Below are 17,911 nucleotides of genomic sequence, written 5' to 3' on the forward strand. Positions count from 1 at the left end.
CGTCCGCGGTCGAGGCCGGATCGCGGATTCAACCCGTCTTGGCCTTGACGACCTCCACCGCATGCACGCCGGGCGCGTCCTTCAGGGTCTCGGCGCCGGCCGCGATGTCGCGCCGCGACACGCGCGTCAGCGCCACCGTCGTGCGTTCGAGGTCGTTCATCCCCGGCACCACGGTGACGCGCCTGATCTGCCCGCCCCGGACGCCGAGGATGCGCTTCAGCTCGTCGAGCGTCACGGCGTCGCGCTCGTGGTCGATCTCCAGCGTGCAGCTCTGCACCCGGGCGCGGTAGGCCTCCTCCAGCGGCTTCACCCCCACCAGGATCGCCAGGATGATGGCGGTCGACAGGCCGGCGGCGAAGAACAGCCCGCCCCCGGCCGCGAGGCCCACGGCCGCCACCGCCCAGATGCTCGCCGCCGTGGTGAGGCCCTTCACCACCTGCCCCCGCGCCATGATGGAGCCCGCGCCGAGGAAGCCGATGCCCGACACCACCTGCGCGGCGATGCGCGACGGGTCGAGCGCCACGTGCTCCATGAGGATCGCGTGCTGGAACCCGTAGGCCGACACGATCATCAGCAGGCACGCACCGACGCTGACCAGCATGTGGGTGCGGATGCCCGCCGCCCACATCAGCCGCTCGCGCTCGAAGCCGACGAGGCTGCCGAACAGCGCCGCCACGGCGAGGCGGATCGCGATGTCGAGGTCCGAGATCATGCGGTCAGGGTAGCGTCATCGCCGCCCCGCCGCCAGCAGCGCCCGGTGACGGCGGTTCGGTTTGGATAGTCGGTTTGGGAAAGTTCGGTTTGGATAGGGGGTCTTGGGATCTCAAACGAACCGTCGATGCAGTGCGTTGAGGGCATACCCAAAACGATCGAGCCCAGCAGTTCGATTGGACTAGCGTTTGCTTAAATCAAAAATAATTATGATCTGCGATAGATTATTTGCTACGTCTAGCATAGATATTTAAATTTTAATGCAAGGTGTAGCCGAAATCCCACGGCGTGTGTAATTATTCGTGTTAAATGGGAGAGAACATCGTGACGCAGAGAAGATGGAATAGACCATTTTTATCCTATATCTTGATAGCTATGTCTTGCCTTGTCATAGATTGTAATGGATCGAAGGCGAATGAAATTTGTGTGTCCCAAACTATCAATGCGTCCGAAGCGACAGCTATATCCGAAATCGTCAAATCTTGTGATAACGATAATCAAAATGATTTTCTGAGAAAACGTACAGTAGGTTTCGGAGATTATGTGTGCCTTAAAAGCTACCTACATCTTAATACAGCGAGAAAATATCTTAAAGTTGTTAAAAACGCCAAATACGTTTTCGTGCACAACAATGCGGGAGGAGTTTCCACCACAGGGGCAAAAATCGGCGATGACATATTCGACCACAAAAGAACGCTAATCATCTCCGGATACTGCGCGTCAGCTTGTGCTGATTACTTATTTCCTGCTGCTGAAAAGGTGATTTTTATCGGACCATTTTCCAAAGGATCCTTCCTTGCTTGGCACGGTAGCCCCGACTCTGATGGTCTGCGGGCCAACGTCACCCCAGAGAACCATAAGAAGGCTCTGGAAGCACATCATGACTTCCTACAACGGTTCACGCCCGCTCACCGCGAGCAGCTCTCTCGTTTGATGGATATTTCCAGAGACGGGTTGTCGATATCGGAGGAGAGAAAGCAAAAAAAGACATGGACATACACTGACGATGAGCTTTGCCATACGTTCGGCTTTGACAATTTATACAGACTTCTGACCAGATAAATTATGAACTAGGAGTGATGGAACTTCGAGGCGAGCTTCCAGCTCATAGGCCCGAAAAGGGCGAACTCCGTTGGTCTTTTTAAGGTAAACCCAAGACGAACCATGACAGGGCGCTCGTCCGCTTTCGCAGAGGTCCGGGATCCGGACTCTCCGGCGTGTCCCGCACGAGCCATCCTTTTCCGTCGAGGCGGACCCAACCGCGGGACGTTGGACCGCACGGTCGCGTGGAACAGGCGGCCCTGAGCCGTTGGGCGCTGTGACGCCGGACAGCATCGGCCAGGTCACGGCGGACCGGCTCCAAAGGCCGACATCGGCGCTCCAACCGCGTGACGGCGCGCTTGGTCCGCGCGACGCCACGCCCTATGCTTCGAGCGTGCATCAGGAGGACGGCATGACCGATGCGGCGACCCTCACCCTGACCCTCGACCCCGAGCTGCTCGAAAGCTTCGTCGCCGAGGCGGATGCCGCGATGCGGCCGGCCGACGACGTGCTGCGCGACCTCGTGCGGGACTTCGTCGATCGCCACCGCTCGGCCCGCGACGCCGAGATCGACGGAGCGTTGCGCGAGGCGGACAATCCAGAGGTGAAGCGCGTTTCTCACGACGAGGCCGTCGCCCGACTGAGGCAGCAACGCGCCGGGATGAACGATCGCGCGCGGCGCTCGGTCGGATGAGGATCGAATGGCTGCCGATCGCCATCGACAGTCTGCAGGATCAACTCGACTATATCGGGCATCGCAATGTCGACGCCGCTCTCTCCTACAGCCGGCGCGTCGAGGCGGCGGTCGGACGCCTCATGGCTCACCCTTTGCTCGGGCGCTCGGGGCATCGGCCAGGAACCCGCGAGCTCGTCGTCTCCGGCACGCCTTTTCTCGTCGTCTATCGTGTCCAGGACGATGTCATCACCGTCCTGCGCCTGTTCCACGGCGCCCAGGACCGGCCCAATTCGCCGTGATGTCCCCGTCGTGACCATCCTCGCCCTCGACCACGTCCAGCTCGCCATGCCGCCCGGGCGCGAAGCGGAAGCGCGCGCCTTCTACGCCGGGCTGCTCGACCTCGCCGAGCGGGAGAAACCCGAGCCGCTGCGCGCGCGGGGCGGCTGCTGGTTCGAGCGGGGCGCCGTCGCGGTCCACCTCGGCGTCGAGGACCCGTTCACCCCGGCCCGCAAGGCGCATCCGGCCTTCCGGGTCGACGATCTTTCCGCCCTCGCGGCACGGCTCGCCGCGGCAGGCCACCCGACGCGCGCCGACATCCCGCTCGACGGCTGCGACCGTGTCTTCGTCGACGATCCCTTCGGCAACCGGATCGAACTGGTGCAGGCGAGATCCTGAGCGGGGATCACGGCCCCGTCCGCACCCCGTCCCGCTTCGCTTCCGCCGTCAGCCGCGCGGCATCCTCGGGCAGCATCAGCCGCGCCGCCACGAGGTCGGCGCCGGCGCGCTCGACGGCGGCCGCATAGACGTCCGGCGTGGGATAGCGCTCGGCCAGCGAGGGGCGCGGGTCGCCGGCGGCGTCGCGCTCGGCCCTGGTGGCGGCGAAGGGCACGAACGAGCCCTGGAAGTTGCAGAAGCCGCCTTCGAACAGCTCCGGCCTGAACGCGTTCCAGCCCGTGTAGGTGCCGATGGGCACCCGCACGTAGACGTCGCGCACGCCGGCCACGTCGATGCCGTCGGCGTCCACCTGCGGCACCAGCACGCCGTAGCTCGCCATGCCGCGCCGCGGCGGCACGAGCGTCTCGACGCCCGAGGACTCGCCCGGCCGCCAGTCCGGGCCACGGTCGAGCACGTGCAGCGCGTCGAAGGCGGCGCTGTAGCGCAGCGGGGGCCGGTCCACCCCGCCGTAGCGCGTCGCCGGCACGGCGGGGAAGCGCAGCTCGTCGGGCGCCACCAGCGTGCCGTCCGCGATGCGGGGCACGGCGGAAGGCGGCGGGTCGCGGCCGTCGCGCACCCACTCGACGAGGTCCGTCAGCAGCGCCCGCATGGTCCAGGTATGAGGGTTGGGATTGGACTGCTGGGTGCAGAGCGAAGGAGCGGCGGGCAGCGGCAGGGGCGGCGGCGCGTGCTGGGTCGAGGCCATGATGAAGGTGCGCACCTCCGCAGGTTCGGGCGCGTCGGCCCGTCCGAGCGGATCCGTCACGCCCAGCGACTGGCGCCCTTCCCAGAACTCGAGCGCCGTCGCGGCGTGGACCAGCTTCGGGCAGGTGCCGTCCGCCGTGCAGCGGTCGAGGAGGCCCTGGCGGCGCCCCGTCAACGGGTCCGCCTCGGGCGCGTAGGTGAAGGGGAAGTCGTAGGCCGGGTAGTCGTGGTCGATCTGCTGGCCCCAGGCGCGGCCCGGCTGGGCGAAGCGCATGTTCAGCGGCATCAGCCCGCCGCCGATGTGGGGCAGCGCGCCGTCGAAGACGCGCGTCCCGTCCTCGCCGCGGTTGAAGCCGAGCGCGACGAGGCTGCGGATGAAGCGGCCGCTCTGCGACGTGCCCATGATGACCCGCTTCACGCCGGGCCCGTGCGCCACGGGGTTGGGCGCCCCGGCGTCGTCGCGCTCGGCCGTGCCGAGGAAGGTGCCGAGGTCGCGCGCCGCCGCGAAGCCCAGCCCCATGACCAGGGGGTCCTTCGCCCGGTAGGTCAGGTCGTAGAGGCGGCCCGGCTGGAAGCCCGCGGGATAACAGACCTGCCGGTCGTTCGGCGCCTGGCAGTCGCCGAAGCGCCATTCGGAGGCGGGGATCGGCACCGGCGCCGCGGTGGCAGAAGCCCGCACCGTGAGGGTGGGGCGGAAGCCGTCCGGGAAGGCCGCGGCATTGTCCGTCGAGGCCGCGGGGGCGCCGGCCGTGCTCATGCCGGTGAACCAGCCCGAGCCGAGGTTCTGCACGGTCGCGGGCTTCTGGAGCGCGAACTCGGCCCGCACCGTGCCGGTGATGGCGGAACCGTCGGGGGCCTGCGCCACCGGCGCGGAGAACGGCATGCGGCCGTCGCCCGGCAGCACGTCGGCCTGCCAGCCGAACCACACCAGCGTGTAGCCCTGGCGCTGCAGCCAGCCGTCGCCGGGATTCTCCAACCGGTTGGTGACGCCGTTGCCGGGCGGCACGTCGGCGTTGAACAGGTTCAGCGCGCCCTTGTTGCCGCGGTTCACCACGTTGAACAGCACGACGCGGTTGCCCTTGGCCGGATCGGCGGGGCGCAGGATCTCGACGTCGGTGTCGTATGCGACCAGGCCGCGGGCGTTTCGCGGCGCGAGCGCGATGTCCTGGATGGTCGCGTTCCCCGGCTCCTTCGGGTCCACCTCGCCGTGGGCGCGGCCGATCACCCGCTCGAAGGCCCCGGCGGCCCCGAAGGAGGCGCCGCCGAAGGCCGGCTCGACGCGCAACACGTCGATGCGGGTGATGCGGGCGGCGGCGGGGGTCGCCGCTACGGCGCCGGCGAAGAGCAAGGCCGCGCGGCGGCCTCGGATGCGGGGCATGGGCGTGTCCTCGTGGGGCACCGCTCTCGGGCGGCGTCGCTTCCGCTGATAGCGGCGGCGTTTCTCGGCGGCAAGGAGGGCCGCGGTCACCTGGACGCCGCCCTCCACCGCTGCCATCTTGCGATCGCACAGCCGAGACCGCGCCATGACGTCCCTAGACCCGCTCGCGGGCGACGCGCCGCCCGACGGCCGCGACCTCGTCCTCAACCGTTTCGTCAACGCGGCGCCGGCGGCGCTCTACCGCTGCTGGACGGAACCCGAGCTGCTCCGCCGCTGGTTCGCACCCGAGCCCTGGACCGTGCCGGTGGCGGAGCTCGACCTCCGCGTCGGCGGCGCGAGCCACATCGTGATGCGCGCGCCCGACGGCACCGACTATCCGAGCCGCGGCGTCTACCTGGAGCTCGTGCCTGGGGAACGCGTCGTCTTCACCGACGCCTTCGCCGACGCGTGGACGCCCGCCGCGAAGCCGTTCATGACGGTGGTGCTGAGCTTCGCCGCCCACGAGACGGGCTGGACGCATTACACGATCCGCGTCCGCCACTGGACCGTCGCCGACCGCGAGGCGCACGAGAACAGGGGCTTCCACCAGGGCTGGGGCCGCTGCGCCGACCAGCTGGCGCGGCTCGCCGAGAGCCTATGACCTCCGCGCCACCTCGGCGCCCGCGTCGGCCGGCAGCCGCAGCGCGTCGAGCGCCGCCGCGACCCCCGCGAGGCTGACCAGCGCGAAGGCGATGCGGAACTCCGCCGGCGTGGCGTGGAGCGCGCTGGCGGGGCGCCAAACCTCGGCCAGCCGCAGCGCCAGGGCGCCCAGGGCCACCCCGAACCCGAAGCCGAACTGCTGGAACATGTTGAACAGCGTGTTGGCGCCGCCCATCGCGTCGGGCGCGATCTCGGCGAAGGCCAGCGTGTTGATCGTGGTCAGCCCCATGGAGCGCGTCGCGCCCGCGACGGCGAGCAGCAGGAGCGTCACGGGCAGCGGCGTCGCGGGCGACAGCCCCGCCAGGGCCAGGATGGCCAGGGATGCCAGCAGGGCGTCGGCGACCAGCACGCGCTTGAAGCCGAAGCGCTGGAGCACCGCCGTGGTCAGCGGCTTCATGCCGAGGTTGCCGAGGAACAGCGCCAGCACCAGCAGGCCCGACCGGAAGGCGTCGAGTCCGAAGCCGACCTGGAACAGCAGCGGCAGCAGGAACGGCACCGCCCCCACCGCCACGCGGAACAGCGTGCCCCCGCGCATGCAGACGGAGAAGCTCCGCACCGCGAAGCCGTCGAGCTGCAGGATGGCGGCGGGGTGGCGCCGCAGGTGCCGCAGCGCCGGTCCGCCGAGTGCGACCGCTGCGGCCGCGCAGGCGCCGACCAGCCGCCAATCGACGGCCTCGCGTCCCATCAGCTCGACGGCGCCGAGCAGCGCCAGCACGGCCGAGCCCACGAGCGCGAAGCCGGGCGCGTCGAAGCGGCGGGGCGTGCCGGCACGCGCGGTCGGCACGACCCGCGCGGCGAGCCACAGGCCGAGGAGGCCGATCGGCAGGTTGATGAAGAAGATCCAGCGCCAGGACGCTGCCGTGACGATGAAGCCGCCGAGCGGCGGCGCGATCACCGGCGCCGTCAGGGCCGGCCAGGTCAGGATGGCCATGACCCGCATGAGGTCGGGCTTCGGCGTGGCGCGCAGCACCGCGAGCCTCCCCACCGGCACCATCAGCGCCCCGCCCGCGCCCTGGACGATGCGGGCCAGGGTGAAGGAGGCGAGGCCGGTCGACAGGCCGCAGGCCACGGAAGCCAGGGTGAAGACCCCGACGGCGGCGCAGAACACCCGCCGCGCCCCGAAGCGCTCCGCCGCCCAGCCGCTGGCCGGCAGCAGCAGCGCCAGGGTGAACAGGTAGGCCGACACGCCCACCGACAGATCGACGGGGCGCAGGCCGAAGTCGCGCGCCATGGCGGGCAGCGCGGTGGCGATCACCGTGCCGTCGAGGAATTCCATGAAGAAGGCCCCCGCGACGAGCAGCGGCAGCGTGCGGGGGTGGGCGAGAAGCGACATGAGGCAGGGGGGTCCGATCCGATCCCGCCCATCCCCGCCTGCGCGGGGACGAGCGGCATGCGGGGATCAGGCGGCGTGGCGCACCCCGCCCGCGTCGGCGTGGCCGACCTCCTCGGCGACGAGCTCGGCCGTGGCGGCCGACAGCGTCCAGCCGAGGTGGCCGTGGCCGGTGTTGTAGAACACGCCCGGCCGCTTGCCCCGGCCCACGCGCGGCAGCATGTCGGGCATCATCGGGCGGAGGCCCGCCCAGGGGATGACCTTGGAGGTGTCGACGGCGGGGAACAGCCCGCGCGTCCAATCGACCAGCGGCTTCACCCGGTCGGCGCGGATGTCGCGGTTCTCGCCGTTGAACTCGGCCGTGCCGGCGACGCGGAACCGGTCGGCGCCGAGGCGGCTCGACACGATCTTGGTTTCGTCGTCGAGCAGGCTCACCCAGGGCGCGGCGCGGCGGCTTTCCCCCTGCAGGTCGACGGTGATCGAGTAGCCCTTCACGGGATAGATGTTGACGCGATCGCCGAGCCCGTGGGCCAGCCCGCGGCTGGCGAGGCCGGCGCAGATCACCACGCCGTCGACCGCCACCGCTTCCGCGGCGCCCGGGACGGCCCCGTGCTGGTGCGCCGGGGACCAGCGCACCTCGTAGCCTCCCGCCGCGGGCTCGATCCCCGACACGTCGGCGTCGTAGACGAAGCGGGCGCCGCGCTTCAGGCAGGCCGCCGCCAGGCCGCGGGTGAAGCGGTGGATGTCGCCCGTGGAATCCGATTCCGTGAAGAAGCCGCCGTAATAGTCGCCGTGCAGCGCGGGCTCGATCGCCTTCATCTCGGACGGGGACACGCTGCGGCGGTCGAGCCCGCCCCGCCGAAGCAGCCCGTCGACGCGGGCGGCGTGGTCGTGGCCCCGCTTGGTGCGGTAGACGTGCAGGATGCCGCGCGTTTCGAGGTCGAAGTCGATGTTCTCGCGCCCGGCGATGTCGAACAGGCGCTGGCGCGCCGCGATGGCGAGCTTCGTGGTGGCGACCGTGTTGGCCTCGTATTTCGGGATGTTGGCCACGAACTCGGCCAGCCACGAATATTTGTGCCAGGACGGCCGCGGGTTCAGCAGCAGGGGCGCGTCGCTCTTGGCGAGCCATTTCAGGCCCTTGAGCACGGTGGGCCAGGAGTTCCACACTTCGGCGTTGCTGGCCGACAGCTGGCCGCCGTTGGCGAAGGAGGTTTCCATCGCGGCGTAGCGCTGCCGGTCGAAGACCGTGACGCTGAAGCCGCGGTCGAGCAGCGAATAGGCGGTGGTGATGCCGGTGATGCCGGCGCCGATGACGGCGATGTGATTCATGGAGATGCACCTCGGGACGGGATGGCGGTGCAGGATCCGGGCCGCTCGTCGCGGCCGTCCGGTCCTGACCCCTCTCTGTCACGGGTACCTGAGAGATTGCCCACCCGACTTGGCCGGACGGCTTCCCCTTCGGCGGGCACGATGGGGCGGAAACCCCGTGCCTCTCTCCAGAGTGCTCTCGCGCCGTGGTCCTTTTGCCTGAGAGTTTCCGGGGCGGTTGCTCCGTCGGCGCCCCGAATCCGTCACCGGTCCGAGGTCTCTCCCGCAGCGCTTGGCGAGCGACGGGATCATGACAGGTCGACGCAGGCGGCGCAACCCGCCGGTTCGCCGGCCGGTCGGCGTCGGTCAGGTCCGCGGCGCCACCTTCCGCAGCCACAGGCTCACCTCGGGGGCGCCCGGCGCCAGCGGCAGGGCTTCGACGACGCTCCCGCGGAGCAGCGCCGTGCGGGTCGCCACGTAGCGGCTGGCGAAGACGATCGCGTAGCCGCCCCCGCCGAGCAGCGCCCCCACGGCCGTCTGCTCGTTGTAGCGCCGGCCCGCCCAGGCGGCGGGGTAGCGGTCCGGCAGGAACACGTCGTGGAAATGCACCAGCGCGCCCGCCGGCAGGCGCGGCAACACGTCGAGCAGCAGCCGGTCGACCTCGCCGCCCTCGTCGGCCACGTGGCTGGAATCCACGAACACCACGTCGTTCGCGGCGAAGCCCACAGCCGCCGCGGCGTCCTCCGGCCCGAAGGGCCGCGCCGCGTGGCGCAGCGGCAGGCCGGCCAGCGGCGCCCGCGGGCGGGGGTCGACGCAGGCGAAGTCGGTGGCGAGCCCGCCGTCGGCGATGGCCTGGGCCATGAAGCGGGACGAATGCCCGCAGCCGACCTCCAGGATGCGCGCCGGCCGCGCGTCCCGCACGATCGTGTAGGCCGCGACGGCGTCGAGGCGCGGGAACCAGTCCTGCTCGAAGCGGGCCGGCCGCTCGCCGACGAGGCCGGGGCCGCCGCCGAGGATGCGGGCGAAGTCCGCCGCGTGGCGCCCGGCCGCCGCCAGCACGGCGCGGAACGAGGGCTCCGCCGCGGCGAAGAGCGGCGTCAGGGCCGGATAGGCGGGATGGGGGGCATCGGGCGGAAAGGGCACGGGGAAGCTCGGCGGTCGCGAGGGTTGGGAAGCGCCAGGGTTCCGCCCTGGACCGGCCGAAGGGCACGGCCCTTTCGCGAACCGGCCTTCATGCCTGGGTGATGAACTTCATCCGGTGCGCCTTGTGCAGGTCGATGATCGCCGCGGCGGTTTCCTCGATGGAGCGGCGCGTCACGTCGATCGTCGGCCAGCCGTGCTGGGCGAAGAGCCGCCGCGAACTCGCGATCTCCTCCGACACGGACATGCGGTCGACATAGGGCGTTTCCTTGTCGGCGGCGTTGAGCGACAGCAGCCGGTTCTGCCGGATCTGCACGATGCGCTCGGGCGAGGCGAGCAGCCCCACCACCAGCGGGTTCTTCAGCTTCTCCAGCCCCGGCGGCAGCGGCACGCCCGGCACCAGCGGGATGTTGGCGGTGCGGACGCCGCGGTTGGCGAGGTAGATGCTCGTCGGCGTCTTCGACGTGCGGCTCACCCCGAGCAGCAACACGTCGGCCTCCTCGTAGCCTTCCGCGGTCTGCCCGTCGTCGTGCATCATCGTGTAGTTCAGCGCGTCGATGCGCTTGAAGTAATCGGCGTTGAGCATGTGCTGGGCGCCGGGCCTCGGCGTCGAGGTCGCGCCGAGGTAGGAGCCGAACAGCGACAGGATCGGCTGCAGCACCGACAGGCAGGGCGAGCCGGACTCGCGGCAGGCCTCCTCCAGGCGGTGGCTCAGCTCCTGGTCGACCAGCGTGAACAGGACGATGCCGGGGGCGGCCTCGATCTCCGCGATGGCGCGGTCGAGCTGGGCCCGCGAGCGCACGAGCGGATACACGTGCTCGATCGACGACACGTCCTGGTACTGGGCCGCGACGGCGCGGCTGGCCGCGATCAGCGTTTCGCCCGTCGAATCCGAGATCAGGTGGAGGTGGAAGTAATGCCGTCCCATGCGGGCGTCCGATCGCTGCCGAGTTCCCGCCCGCTCTAGCACGGTTTCCGGGGGCCGAGGGCCTTTGGCCCGGCGTGGGGCGGAACCCCATGGATTTCCGGATCGTGATCCGGCGGGCACCGAAGTTTTCCCGGGGCAGGACTCCCCGCAAGCCATCGGAGAGTCACGCGGAATCCGCGTTCCACCCCGGTTTTCCCGCCCGCCCGCGGCCATCTGTGGACGGAATCCGCGAAAACCGCCCCCGCCCCTCACCCCTGTGGAGAAGCCCGGATTCCGCCCCCAGCCGTGGACCGGTGGACCATCCGGGACGCCCCGCCTGTCGACAGGGGGGATTGTGGGGACAAGTGCCGCGGCGTTCCGGCCCGGGCAGGGTCCAAGCCGCTGCGGGACCTGCGGAATCCGCATCCATCCCGGGGCCGTCCCGGGAGCGCTTGACTCGGCCGAGTCCGCAGGTCCCCGTTGGACATGTTGTGTCCACCCTTGGACCACGCTAATCCGGCCCCCCAGCAGACTCAGCAAATCCAAGATTCTAAAAAGGATTCTTTTTTGGAAGATCCGATCCGCCGCCCCGGCCCGGGCGAACCCTCGCTCTTCCTCCGCGTCCTCGACGGCGAGGTGGCGGCGAAGCCCCCGGTGTGGCTCATGCGGCAGGCCGGCCGCTACCTGCCGGAATATCGGGAGATCCGCGCCACGGCGCCGACCTTCCTCGACCTCTGCTACGACCCGAAGCGCGCCGCCGAGGTAACACTGCAGCCGATCCGCCGCTTCGGCTTCGACGCCGCGATCCTGTTCAGCGACATCCTCGTGGTGCCGGACGCGCTGGGCCTGCCCACCGCCTTCGAAAGCGGCCACGGCCCCAAGCTGAAGCCGGTCACGACCGCGGAAGGCTTCGCGGAGCTCCACGGCGAGGTCGACATGGGCCGGCTGTCGCCGGTGCTGGAAACGGTGGAGCGGGTGCGCGGCGCGCTGGGGCCCGAAACGGCGCTGATCGGCTTCTGCGGCGCGCCCTTCACGGTGGCGAGCTACATGGTGGCGGGCTCGGGCACGCCCGACCAGGGGCCGGCGCGCGACCTCGCCTACCGGAACCCGGAGCTGTTCGGCCGGATCATCGACCGGGTGACGGAAGCCTCGATCACCTACCTGTCGGCCCAGCTCGACGCCGGCGCCGATGCCGTGATGATCTTCGACAGCTGGGCCGGCGTGCTGCCGCGGCTCGAATACGAGCGCTGGTCGCAGGGGCCGATCGAGCGGATCGTCGCCGGCGTGCGGAAGCGCAGGCCGGGCGCGCGCATCGTCGGCTTCCCGCGCGTGTCGGGCGGGCAGCTGCTGCGCGCCGCCGAAAGCGGCGTGACGGCCCTGGGACTGGACATCTTCGTCGACCCGCACTGGGCCGATTCCGTGCTGCCGCGGGCGCTGCCGGTGCAGGGCAACCTCGACCCCAAGGCGCTGATCGCCGGAGGCCGGGCGCTGGACGAGGCGGTGGACGACATCCGCGGCGCGTTCGGCCGCCGCCCGCACGTGTTCAACCTCGGCCACGGCATCACGCCCGACACGCCCATCCCGCATGTTGAGCGGCTGGTGGCGCGGCTGCGGGCCTAAGCAGGATCGCTCGATCCCCGCCCGCGCGGGGACGAGCGGACCGAACAGGACAGGATCCCCGAATGGAAACCTATTACCTCTGGTTCAAGGCGCTGCACGTCGTCACGATCATCGCCTGGATGGTGGGGATGCTCTACCTGCCGCGCCTGATGGTGTACCACGCGGCCGTGGGCCCCAACACGCCGCAATCCGAAACCTTCAAGGTGATGGAGCGGCGCCTGTACCGCGGCATCCTCACCCCGGCCATGCTGGCCGCCTGGGCCACCGGGCTCTGGATCGCCTACCAGGGCGGCTGGTTCCACGCCCATTGGCTGCACGGCAAGATCCTGCTCGTGGTGCTGATGACGGGGGTGCACGGCATCCTGGGCGCCAACGTCCGCCGGTTCCGCAACGACGCCAACGCCAAGTCGGCGACCTACTTCCGCGTCGTCAACGAGATCCCCACCGTGCTGCTCATCGGCATCGTGATCCTGGTGATCGTGAAGCCCTTCTGAGGCTCGCGCCCGCTTCGCCCCGGCACTCCACCCTGGGGCGAGCCCCTCCGGCCCGCCGCTTCGCTTTGTCGTCGGTTTTCAGGTAGAAGGCGCCGACCGCCGGGACGAGCGGCCGGCCCCGGCCACAAGGGACAGTCTTGAAACGCTACCTGAACCTCCTGTGGCCGGTGATCGGGATCGGCGCCGTCGCCCTGTCGCTGTGGCTGCTGTTCCGGGAGCTGCGCGGGCTGTCGCTCGCCGAGGTCGGGAGCGCCTTCGAGGCCATCCCGGCCAGCCGCTGGGCCCTGGCGGTCCTGTCCACGCTGGTGGCCTACCTGGCGCTGGCCTGGTACGACCGGATCGCGCTGTTCCACCTGGGCTTCACGCTGTCGTGGCGCTTCATCTCGGCGGTGTCCTTCACCACCTACGCGCTCAGCCACAACATCGGCATGTCGATGTTCTCGGGCGCCATGGTGCGCTACCGGGCCTATTCGACGAAGGGCCTCACGGTCGGCGACGTCGGCGTGCTGGTCGCCTTCTGTTCCTTCACCTTCGCGCTCGGGACCATCCTGCTCGGCGGCGTCGTCCTGGTGTTCGAGCCCGACATCACGCAGCGGCTGTTCCAGGTCGAGCCGCTGGTCGCGCGGCTCGTGGGCTTCGCCATGCTGCTCTTCGTGGCGCTCTACGTGGCCGGCGCGGCGCTGCACCTGCGCCCGCTGGTCATCGGCGGCTTCAAGCTCGTCTACCCGCGCCTGGACGTCGCCCTGCGCCAGCTGCTGGCCGGGCCGCTGGAGCTGATGGGCGCCGCCGGCATCATCTGGTGCGCCCTGCCGGCCGACCACAACCCGGGCTTCTTCATCGTGCTCGGCGTGTTCCTGGCCTCCTTCTCGGCGGCGCTGCTCAGCCACGCGCCGGGCGGCATCGGCGTGCTGGAGCTCGTCTTCGTCAGCGCCCTGCCCGACACGCCCCGCGCCGACGTGGTGGCGGCGCTGCTGGTGTTCCGCCTGCTCTACCTCGTCATCCCGCTGCTGCTCGGCATCGTCTGCGTGGTGCTGTTCGAGCGCAGCCGCCTCGTGCGCCAGCCGGCGCTCGAGTGATCCAGAAGGCCCGTTCCATGACCGTCCCCGTCGCGCCGCCCGGCTCCGCCGACCTCGATTGGCAGCGCCGCCGGGCGCTCGCGGCGGAGCGCACCGCGCGCATCCTCGCCTGGGCCTTCGGCACCGTGGTCGCCGTGGGGGTGTGCTGGGCGCTGTCCGACATCGTGCTGGTGGTCTTCGCCGCGGCGCTGCTCGGCTGCCTGCTGCGCGGCGGCGCAGAAGCGCTCGCCCGCAGGGTCGGCGGCCCCGTGGGGCTGTGGCTCGCCCTCATCGTGCTGGCGCTCCTGGCCTTCCTGGGCTTCGAGATCTTCGTGCGCGGCCCCGTCATCGCGGGCCAGCTCACGGACATCTGGGGCCAGCTCCGCGGCCAAGCGAGCGAGCTTTGGCAGCGCTACGGCCAGGCCGAGTGGGTGAAGCCGGTGCTCGGCCGCGCCAAGGACTATTTCCAGGACGGCACCCACAACATCGCCGGCATGGCGGCCGGCTTCGGCACCTCGACGCTCGGCGGGCTCGGCACGCTGCTGGTGATGGTGGTGACCGCCATCTTCTTCGCCATCGACCCCGAGCTCTACGTGTCGGGCACGGCCAAGCTGATGCCCAAGGACTGGCGCGCCCACACGCGCGACACGATGGGCGCCATGGCGCATGTGCTGCGCTGGTGGTTCATCGGACAGTTCCTCGACATGGTGGCGGTCGGCGTGCTGACCGGCATCGGGCTCTTCTTCATCGGCGTGAAGCTCGCCTTCACGCTGGCGCTGATCGCCGCCCTGTTCAACTTCGTGCCCTACATCGGCGCGCTGGCGGGCGCCGTGCCGGCGGTGCTGATCGCGCTGGGCCAGGGGCCGCAGACCGCGATCTACACCGCGATCCTGTTCCTCGTCGTGCAGACGCTGGAGGGCAACCTCATCGCCCCGCTGATCCAGAAGCGCACCGTCGAACTCGCCCCCGTCCTCACCATCCTGTCGCAGACGGTGCTGGGCTCGCTGTTCGGCCCGCTCGGCCTGATCCTCGCCACGCCGGTGACGGCGGCCGGCGTAGAGCTGGTCAAGAAGGTTTGGGTCGAAGAGGTGCTCGACGACGAGGCCTGACCCCGCGAGCCCCGGCTTGCGGGGCACGGCGCGCGGAGATATCCAACGCGGAATATTCGCATATCCGTCGGAGGATATCCCGTGCCGCTCTACATCCGCGACGACGAGGTGGGGCGTCTCGCCCGCGACGTCCAGGCCGCGTCCGGCGCCCGCACCGTGACGGACGCGGTGCGGCTCGCACTGGAGCGCGAACGGGACCGGCTGAAGGCCAGCCTGCCACCCAGCGCCCGGCTCGGCAAGGCCTTGGCGCTCGCCGACGCGATCGGGCCCGCCGCCCCGTGATGCTCGACGCTTCGGCCATCGTGGCGATCCTGGCACGGCAGCCGGGCGCCGGCGCGCTTCTGGCGCGGCTCGACGCGCAGGGCGGACCCTTCCTGGCCACGCCCGTGGGGCTGCTCGACGCCGTGGCGGGCCTCGCCGGCGCCAAGGCGGCCGGCCTGCCCCTCACCCCCGCCCTGCTGGCGGCGGCGCGGGACGCCGTGTCGGAGTTCGCCGCGGCCCTGTCGCTGCGGGAGGTGCCGGTGTCGGCCGACCTCGGTCGCCGCGCCGCCGACCTCCTCGCCGCCGAGGGCGGCGCGCCGGGCCGGGCGCTGAGCGCCGCGGCCGCCCACGCCTACCGGGTGCCGCTGCTGGCCGCGGACTGATGCGGGCGAGACCGGCCCGCGCTATGTCGGCCGGCGCCGGAGAACCGCCACGAGGCGATGGCCGCCATCGAGCGGGGCGAAATCGAGATGAGATCGAGATCGTCGACGATACGGACGCCTTTGTCGACGCCGTCGTCCGATGACCGAGGGCCGATGACCGAGGGCCGATGACGAGGGTCGCGGTGCGGCCGGAGGCGACCGATGCGAGACCCGGCCGGACAGGCGAGGGCCGTATCGCGACCCCGCGCGGCGAGGCGATCTCGCGGACGCCGGATGACGACCTCGCCGACATCGATCGCCATCTCCGGCGCGGTGGCGGCCTGATCGTCGCGGATGGTCACCGCCTCGCGTTCAGGGCGGCGTTCCGGCGTTTCGCGGCCCACCCCCAGACTGGCTTTCCGCGGCCGACCTCGGGCCGCGATCTCCGCCTCTTCGTCCTCCGCGCGTTCCACGGCCGGCGCCGTCTCGCGCTCGACGCGTCCCGACCCATGCGCGCATGCGGGTTGCCCCGCGTCCCCCCGCCGCATAGAAGGGCCGCAACCGACAACAGCGGACAGGGAAAGCACGTCACCATGCGCGTCTATTACGATCGGGATGCCGATCTGAACCTCATCAAGGGCAAGAAGGTCGCGGTGGTGGGCTACGGCTCCCAAGGTCACGCGCATGTGCTCAACATGCGCGATTCCGGCGTGAAGGACGTCGTGGTGGCGCTGCGCGAGGGTTCGCCTTCCGCCAAGAAGGCCGAAGGCGAGGGCCTGAAGGTCATGACCCCGGCCGAGGCCGCCAAGTGGGCCGACGTCGTCATGATGCTGACGCCGGACGAGCTCCAGGCCGACATCTACGCCGCCGACCTCGCCCCCAACATGAAGCAGGGCGCGGCGCTGCTGTTCGCCCACGGCTTGAACGTCCACTTCAACCTCATCGCGCCGCGCGCCGACCTCGACGTGCTGATGGTGGCGCCGAAGGGCCCCGGCCACACGGTGCGCTCCGAGTACCAGAAGGGCGGCGGCGTGCCCTGCCTCATCGCCATCGCGCAGGACGCGTCCGGCAACGCCCACGACCTCGGCCTGTCCTACGCGTCCGCCATCGGCGGCGGCCGCGCCGGCATCATCGAGACCACCTTCAAGGAAGAATGCGAGACCGACCTGTTCGGCGAGCAGGCGGTGCTCTGCGGCGGCCTGGTCGAGCTGATCCGCGCCGGCTTCGAAACGCTGGTCGAGGGCGGCTACGCCCCCGAGATGGCCTATTTCGAGTGCCTGCACGAGGTGAAGCTGATCGTCGACCTCATCTACGAGGGCGGCATCGCCAACATGAACTACTCGATCTCCAACACCGCCGAATACGGCGAATACGTCACCGGCCCGCGCATCATCACGCCGGAAACCAAGGCCGAGATGAAGCGCGTGCTGCACGACATCCAGTCGGGCAAGTTCACCCGCGACTGGATGCTCGAGAACAAGGTCGCCCAGACCTCGTTCAAGGCCACCCGCGCCAAGGCGGCCAGCCACCAGATCGAGGAGGTCGGCGAGAAGCTGCGCGCCATGATGCCCTGGATCACCAAGAACAAGATGGTCGACAAGGCCCGGAACTGACCGTTCCGAAGCCGGTGGCGGTCCAAGTGGCGCCGTGACATCCATTCGACGGATGAGCTTTGCTCGTCCGTCGATCTCAAACGACGCGTCCGACGTCGGTCTGGCCGAAGTCCCGCCCGACGAAGAGCAGAGGGCAACCGCGCTCCTTCGCGAGGTCGTAGGCGAAACAGTCGCCGAAATTCAGCGCCGCCGCATGCTGTCCCTTGCCCCACGTCGCGTATGCCGAGGCGCTGCGGCGCGCCGCAGCGGCCGTCAAGGGCACGATCTCGAAGCCCAACTCGTCGATCAGACGCGCCATCTCCGCGCCGACGTTGCGGCGTTCCGCGACGATCAGGGCCTCGGCCATCGTCCCCGCCGACAGCAGCAGATCCCCGCCCTGCGCCAAAGCCGCGATGCAATCGTCCGCCTCGGGCTCGCCCAGTAGGATCGCCATCAGGGCCGACGTGTCCACCGCCATCATCCCGGCAGCCCCTCCCGATCGTAGAGGAGGTCCTGGCTGCGCGCCGCAGGAGGGCCGGCGGTCGCCTTCGCGGCGGCAGAGCTTCGCACCGCTTCGAGGAGCGCGCGGCGGGAGCGATGGTCCGGCGTGGCTGCGACCGGGACGAGGCGCACGGCCGCATGGCCGTGGCGGGTCAGGATGACCTCGTCGCCCGCCTCCGCGCGGCGGACGAGGTCCGTCAGTTGGCCCTTGGCTTCGCTCACCGAGACCCGCATGGTCGCTCCCGTCGATCGAATGGCCGAAATCTGGATTAGGCAATGGTCCAGATCAACGCGAACCTGATCGGCTT

The 17,911-nt window shown here is 70.1% G+C and carries 21 protein-coding genes and 2 riboswitches; of the genes, 12 read left to right on the forward strand and 9 right to left on the reverse strand.

The features are described 5' to 3' along the window. Positions 1-28 precede the first annotated feature (28 nt). Entirely contained in the window at positions 29-712 is a 684-nt protein-coding gene (locus D3273_RS02780; RefSeq protein ID WP_129223288.1) for an MgtC/SapB family protein, read from the reverse strand. A gap of 425 nt (positions 713-1,137) precedes the next feature. On the opposite strand from D3273_RS02780, the gene D3273_RS02785 reads away from it, so the two are divergent. The 4 genes from D3273_RS02785 (at position 1,138) to D3273_RS02800 (ending at position 3,103) form a co-directional block, all read left to right on the forward strand. Then, positions 1,138-1,773, forward strand: a complete 636-nt coding sequence (locus tag D3273_RS02785; protein ID WP_129223289.1) for a hypothetical protein — start codon at positions 1,138-1,140, stop codon at positions 1,771-1,773. 391 nt (positions 1,774-2,164) lie between these two features. Continuing rightward, complete coding sequence (locus tag D3273_RS02790; RefSeq protein WP_129223291.1) at positions 2,165-2,446, forward strand: antitoxin of toxin-antitoxin stability system; 282 nt, start codon at positions 2,165-2,167, stop codon at positions 2,444-2,446. Continuing rightward, positions 2,443-2,727: a type II toxin-antitoxin system RelE/ParE family toxin gene (locus D3273_RS02795; RefSeq protein ID WP_129223293.1), complete on the forward strand. Its 285-nt coding sequence runs from the start codon at positions 2,443-2,445 to the stop codon at positions 2,725-2,727. Before D3273_RS02790 ends, D3273_RS02795 begins: the two co-directional genes overlap by 4 nt. 10 nt (positions 2,728-2,737) lie before the next feature. Next, positions 2,738-3,103, forward strand: a complete 366-nt coding sequence (locus D3273_RS02800; RefSeq protein WP_129223295.1) for a VOC family protein — start codon at positions 2,738-2,740, stop codon at positions 3,101-3,103. A gap of 7 nt (positions 3,104-3,110) precedes the next feature. Here D3273_RS02800 and D3273_RS02805 read toward each other — a convergent pair whose 3' ends face one another. Continuing rightward, complete coding sequence (locus D3273_RS02805; protein ID WP_129223297.1) at positions 3,111-5,225, reverse strand: alpha/beta hydrolase domain-containing protein; 2,115 nt, start codon at positions 5,223-5,225, stop codon at positions 3,111-3,113. 145 nt (positions 5,226-5,370) lie between these two features. Here D3273_RS02805 and D3273_RS02810 point away from each other — a divergent pair, with 145 nt between their 5' ends. Continuing rightward, positions 5,371-5,865 (forward strand): SRPBCC family protein, encoded by a 495-nt coding sequence (locus tag D3273_RS02810; protein ID WP_129223299.1) that lies wholly within the window; start codon positions 5,371-5,373, stop codon positions 5,863-5,865. Here the strand turns inward: D3273_RS02810 and D3273_RS02815 are convergent. From D3273_RS02815 to D3273_RS02830, 4 genes are all read right to left on the reverse strand, one after another. Beyond that, positions 5,860-7,257 carry an MFS transporter gene (locus D3273_RS02815; RefSeq protein ID WP_129223301.1) on the reverse strand — a complete coding sequence of 466 codons (1,398 nt, stop codon included), beginning with the start codon at positions 7,255-7,257 and terminating at the stop codon, positions 5,860-5,862. The genes D3273_RS02810 and D3273_RS02815 overlap by 6 nt on opposite strands. A 66-nt stretch (positions 7,258-7,323) precedes the next feature. Continuing rightward, a complete protein-coding gene (locus D3273_RS02820; RefSeq protein ID WP_129223303.1) occupies positions 7,324-8,583 on the reverse strand; it encodes a D-amino acid dehydrogenase in 1,260 nt (419 codons plus the stop codon). 71 nt (positions 8,584-8,654) lie between these two features. Next, positions 8,655-8,758, reverse strand: a riboswitch (glycine riboswitch). A 1-nt stretch (position 8,759) separates the two neighbouring features. Beyond that, positions 8,760-8,858: riboswitch (glycine riboswitch) on the reverse strand. A gap of 70 nt (positions 8,859-8,928) precedes the next feature. Next, on the reverse strand, positions 8,929-9,705 hold the full coding sequence (locus tag D3273_RS02825; protein ID WP_129223305.1) for a class I SAM-dependent methyltransferase: 777 nt from the start codon (positions 9,703-9,705) through the stop codon (positions 8,929-8,931). Between the two features lie 88 nt (positions 9,706-9,793). Beyond that, complete coding sequence (locus tag D3273_RS02830) at positions 9,794-10,630, reverse strand: pyruvate, water dikinase regulatory protein (protein ID WP_129223307.1); 837 nt, start codon at positions 10,628-10,630, stop codon at positions 9,794-9,796. A 546-nt stretch (positions 10,631-11,176) separates the two neighbouring features. Between D3273_RS02830 and hemE the strand changes: the two genes are divergently transcribed. The 6 genes from hemE to D3273_RS02860 all read left to right on the forward strand — a co-directional run bounded on the left by hemE (position 11,177) and on the right by D3273_RS02860 (position 15,531). Further along, positions 11,177-12,229, forward strand: coding sequence for a uroporphyrinogen decarboxylase (gene hemE, locus D3273_RS02835; RefSeq protein WP_245500952.1), 1,053 nt, complete (start codon positions 11,177-11,179; stop codon positions 12,227-12,229). Between the two features lie 62 nt (positions 12,230-12,291). Further along, entirely contained in the window at positions 12,292-12,723 is a 432-nt protein-coding gene (hemJ, locus tag D3273_RS02840) for a protoporphyrinogen oxidase HemJ (protein WP_129223311.1), read from the forward strand. A 137-nt stretch (positions 12,724-12,860) separates the two neighbouring features. Next, complete coding sequence (locus tag D3273_RS02845) at positions 12,861-13,799, forward strand: lysylphosphatidylglycerol synthase transmembrane domain-containing protein (RefSeq protein ID WP_129223313.1); 939 nt, start codon at positions 12,861-12,863, stop codon at positions 13,797-13,799. Between the two features lie 17 nt (positions 13,800-13,816). Then, entirely contained in the window at positions 13,817-14,887 is a 1,071-nt protein-coding gene (locus tag D3273_RS02850) for an AI-2E family transporter (protein ID WP_129223315.1), read from the forward strand. Between the two features lie 81 nt (positions 14,888-14,968). After that, positions 14,969-15,169: a type II toxin-antitoxin system VapB family antitoxin gene (locus D3273_RS02855; protein ID WP_129223317.1), complete on the forward strand. Its 201-nt coding sequence runs from the start codon at positions 14,969-14,971 to the stop codon at positions 15,167-15,169. Then, on the forward strand, positions 15,169-15,531 hold the full coding sequence (locus D3273_RS02860) for a type II toxin-antitoxin system VapC family toxin (protein ID WP_129223319.1): 363 nt from the start codon (positions 15,169-15,171) through the stop codon (positions 15,529-15,531). Before D3273_RS02855 ends, D3273_RS02860 begins: the two co-directional genes overlap by 1 nt. Here the strand turns inward: D3273_RS02860 and D3273_RS02865 are convergent. Beyond that, positions 15,501-15,983 (reverse strand): hypothetical protein, encoded by a 483-nt coding sequence (locus tag D3273_RS02865; RefSeq protein ID WP_129223321.1) that lies wholly within the window; start codon positions 15,981-15,983, stop codon positions 15,501-15,503. The genes D3273_RS02860 and D3273_RS02865 overlap by 31 nt on opposite strands. Positions 15,984-16,103: 120 nt before the next feature. Between D3273_RS02865 and ilvC the strand changes: the two genes are divergently transcribed. Continuing rightward, positions 16,104-17,123, forward strand: coding sequence for a ketol-acid reductoisomerase (gene ilvC / locus D3273_RS02870; protein WP_129223323.1), 1,020 nt, complete (start codon positions 16,104-16,106; stop codon positions 17,121-17,123). Positions 17,124-17,199: 76 nt separating this feature from the next. Here the strand turns inward: ilvC and D3273_RS02875 are convergent, their stop codons facing one another. Together D3273_RS02875 and D3273_RS02880 are read right to left on the reverse strand one after the other, a co-directional pair. Then, the gene (locus D3273_RS02875; RefSeq protein ID WP_129223325.1) at positions 17,200-17,583 is read right to left on the reverse strand and encodes a type II toxin-antitoxin system VapC family toxin; all 384 of its coding nucleotides are present in this window, start codon (positions 17,581-17,583) and stop codon (positions 17,200-17,202) included. Then, complete coding sequence (locus D3273_RS02880) at positions 17,580-17,837, reverse strand: type II toxin-antitoxin system Phd/YefM family antitoxin (RefSeq protein WP_129223327.1); 258 nt, start codon at positions 17,835-17,837, stop codon at positions 17,580-17,582. Before D3273_RS02880 ends, D3273_RS02875 begins: the two co-directional genes overlap by 4 nt. Between the last annotated feature and the right edge of the window lie 74 nt (positions 17,838-17,911).

It is taken from the genome of Lichenibacterium minor (assembly GCF_004137685.1).
Lineage (GTDB): Bacteria > Pseudomonadota > Alphaproteobacteria > Rhizobiales > Beijerinckiaceae > Lichenihabitans > Lichenihabitans minor.

Bases quoted from the DNA above. Each gene is read 5' to 3' on its own strand.
- D3273_RS02780 (WP_129223288.1), bottom strand. From the start codon at position 712: ATGATCTCGGACCTCGACATCGCGATCCGCCTCGCCGTGGCGGCGCTG.
- D3273_RS02790 (WP_129223291.1), top strand. From the start codon at position 2,165: ATGACCGATGCGGCGACCCTCACCCTGACCCTCGACCCCGAGCTGCTC.
- D3273_RS02830 (WP_129223307.1), bottom strand. From the start codon at position 10,630: ATGGGACGGCATTACTTCCACCTCCACCTGATCTCGGATTCGACGGGC.
- D3273_RS02820 (WP_129223303.1), bottom strand. From the start codon at position 8,583: ATGAATCACATCGCCGTCATCGGCGCCGGCATCACCGGCATCACCACC.
- hemJ (WP_129223311.1), top strand. From the start codon at position 12,292: ATGGAAACCTATTACCTCTGGTTCAAGGCGCTGCACGTCGTCACGATC.
- D3273_RS02810 (WP_129223299.1), top strand. From the start codon at position 5,371: ATGACGTCCCTAGACCCGCTCGCGGGCGACGCGCCGCCCGACGGCCGC.
- D3273_RS02815 (WP_129223301.1), bottom strand. From the start codon at position 7,257: ATGTCGCTTCTCGCCCACCCCCGCACGCTGCCGCTGCTCGTCGCGGGG.
- D3273_RS02875 (WP_129223325.1), bottom strand. From the start codon at position 17,583: ATGATGGCGGTGGACACGTCGGCCCTGATGGCGATCCTACTGGGCGAG.
- ilvC (WP_129223323.1), top strand. From the start codon at position 16,104: ATGCGCGTCTATTACGATCGGGATGCCGATCTGAACCTCATCAAGGGC.
- D3273_RS02795 (WP_129223293.1), top strand. From the start codon at position 2,443: ATGAGGATCGAATGGCTGCCGATCGCCATCGACAGTCTGCAGGATCAA.
- D3273_RS02850 (WP_129223315.1), top strand. From the start codon at position 13,817: ATGACCGTCCCCGTCGCGCCGCCCGGCTCCGCCGACCTCGATTGGCAG.
- D3273_RS02860 (WP_129223319.1), top strand. From the start codon at position 15,169: ATGCTCGACGCTTCGGCCATCGTGGCGATCCTGGCACGGCAGCCGGGC.
- D3273_RS02805 (WP_129223297.1), bottom strand. From the start codon at position 5,225: ATGCCCCGCATCCGAGGCCGCCGCGCGGCCTTGCTCTTCGCCGGCGCC.
- D3273_RS02880 (WP_129223327.1), bottom strand. From the start codon at position 17,837: ATGCGGGTCTCGGTGAGCGAAGCCAAGGGCCAACTGACGGACCTCGTC.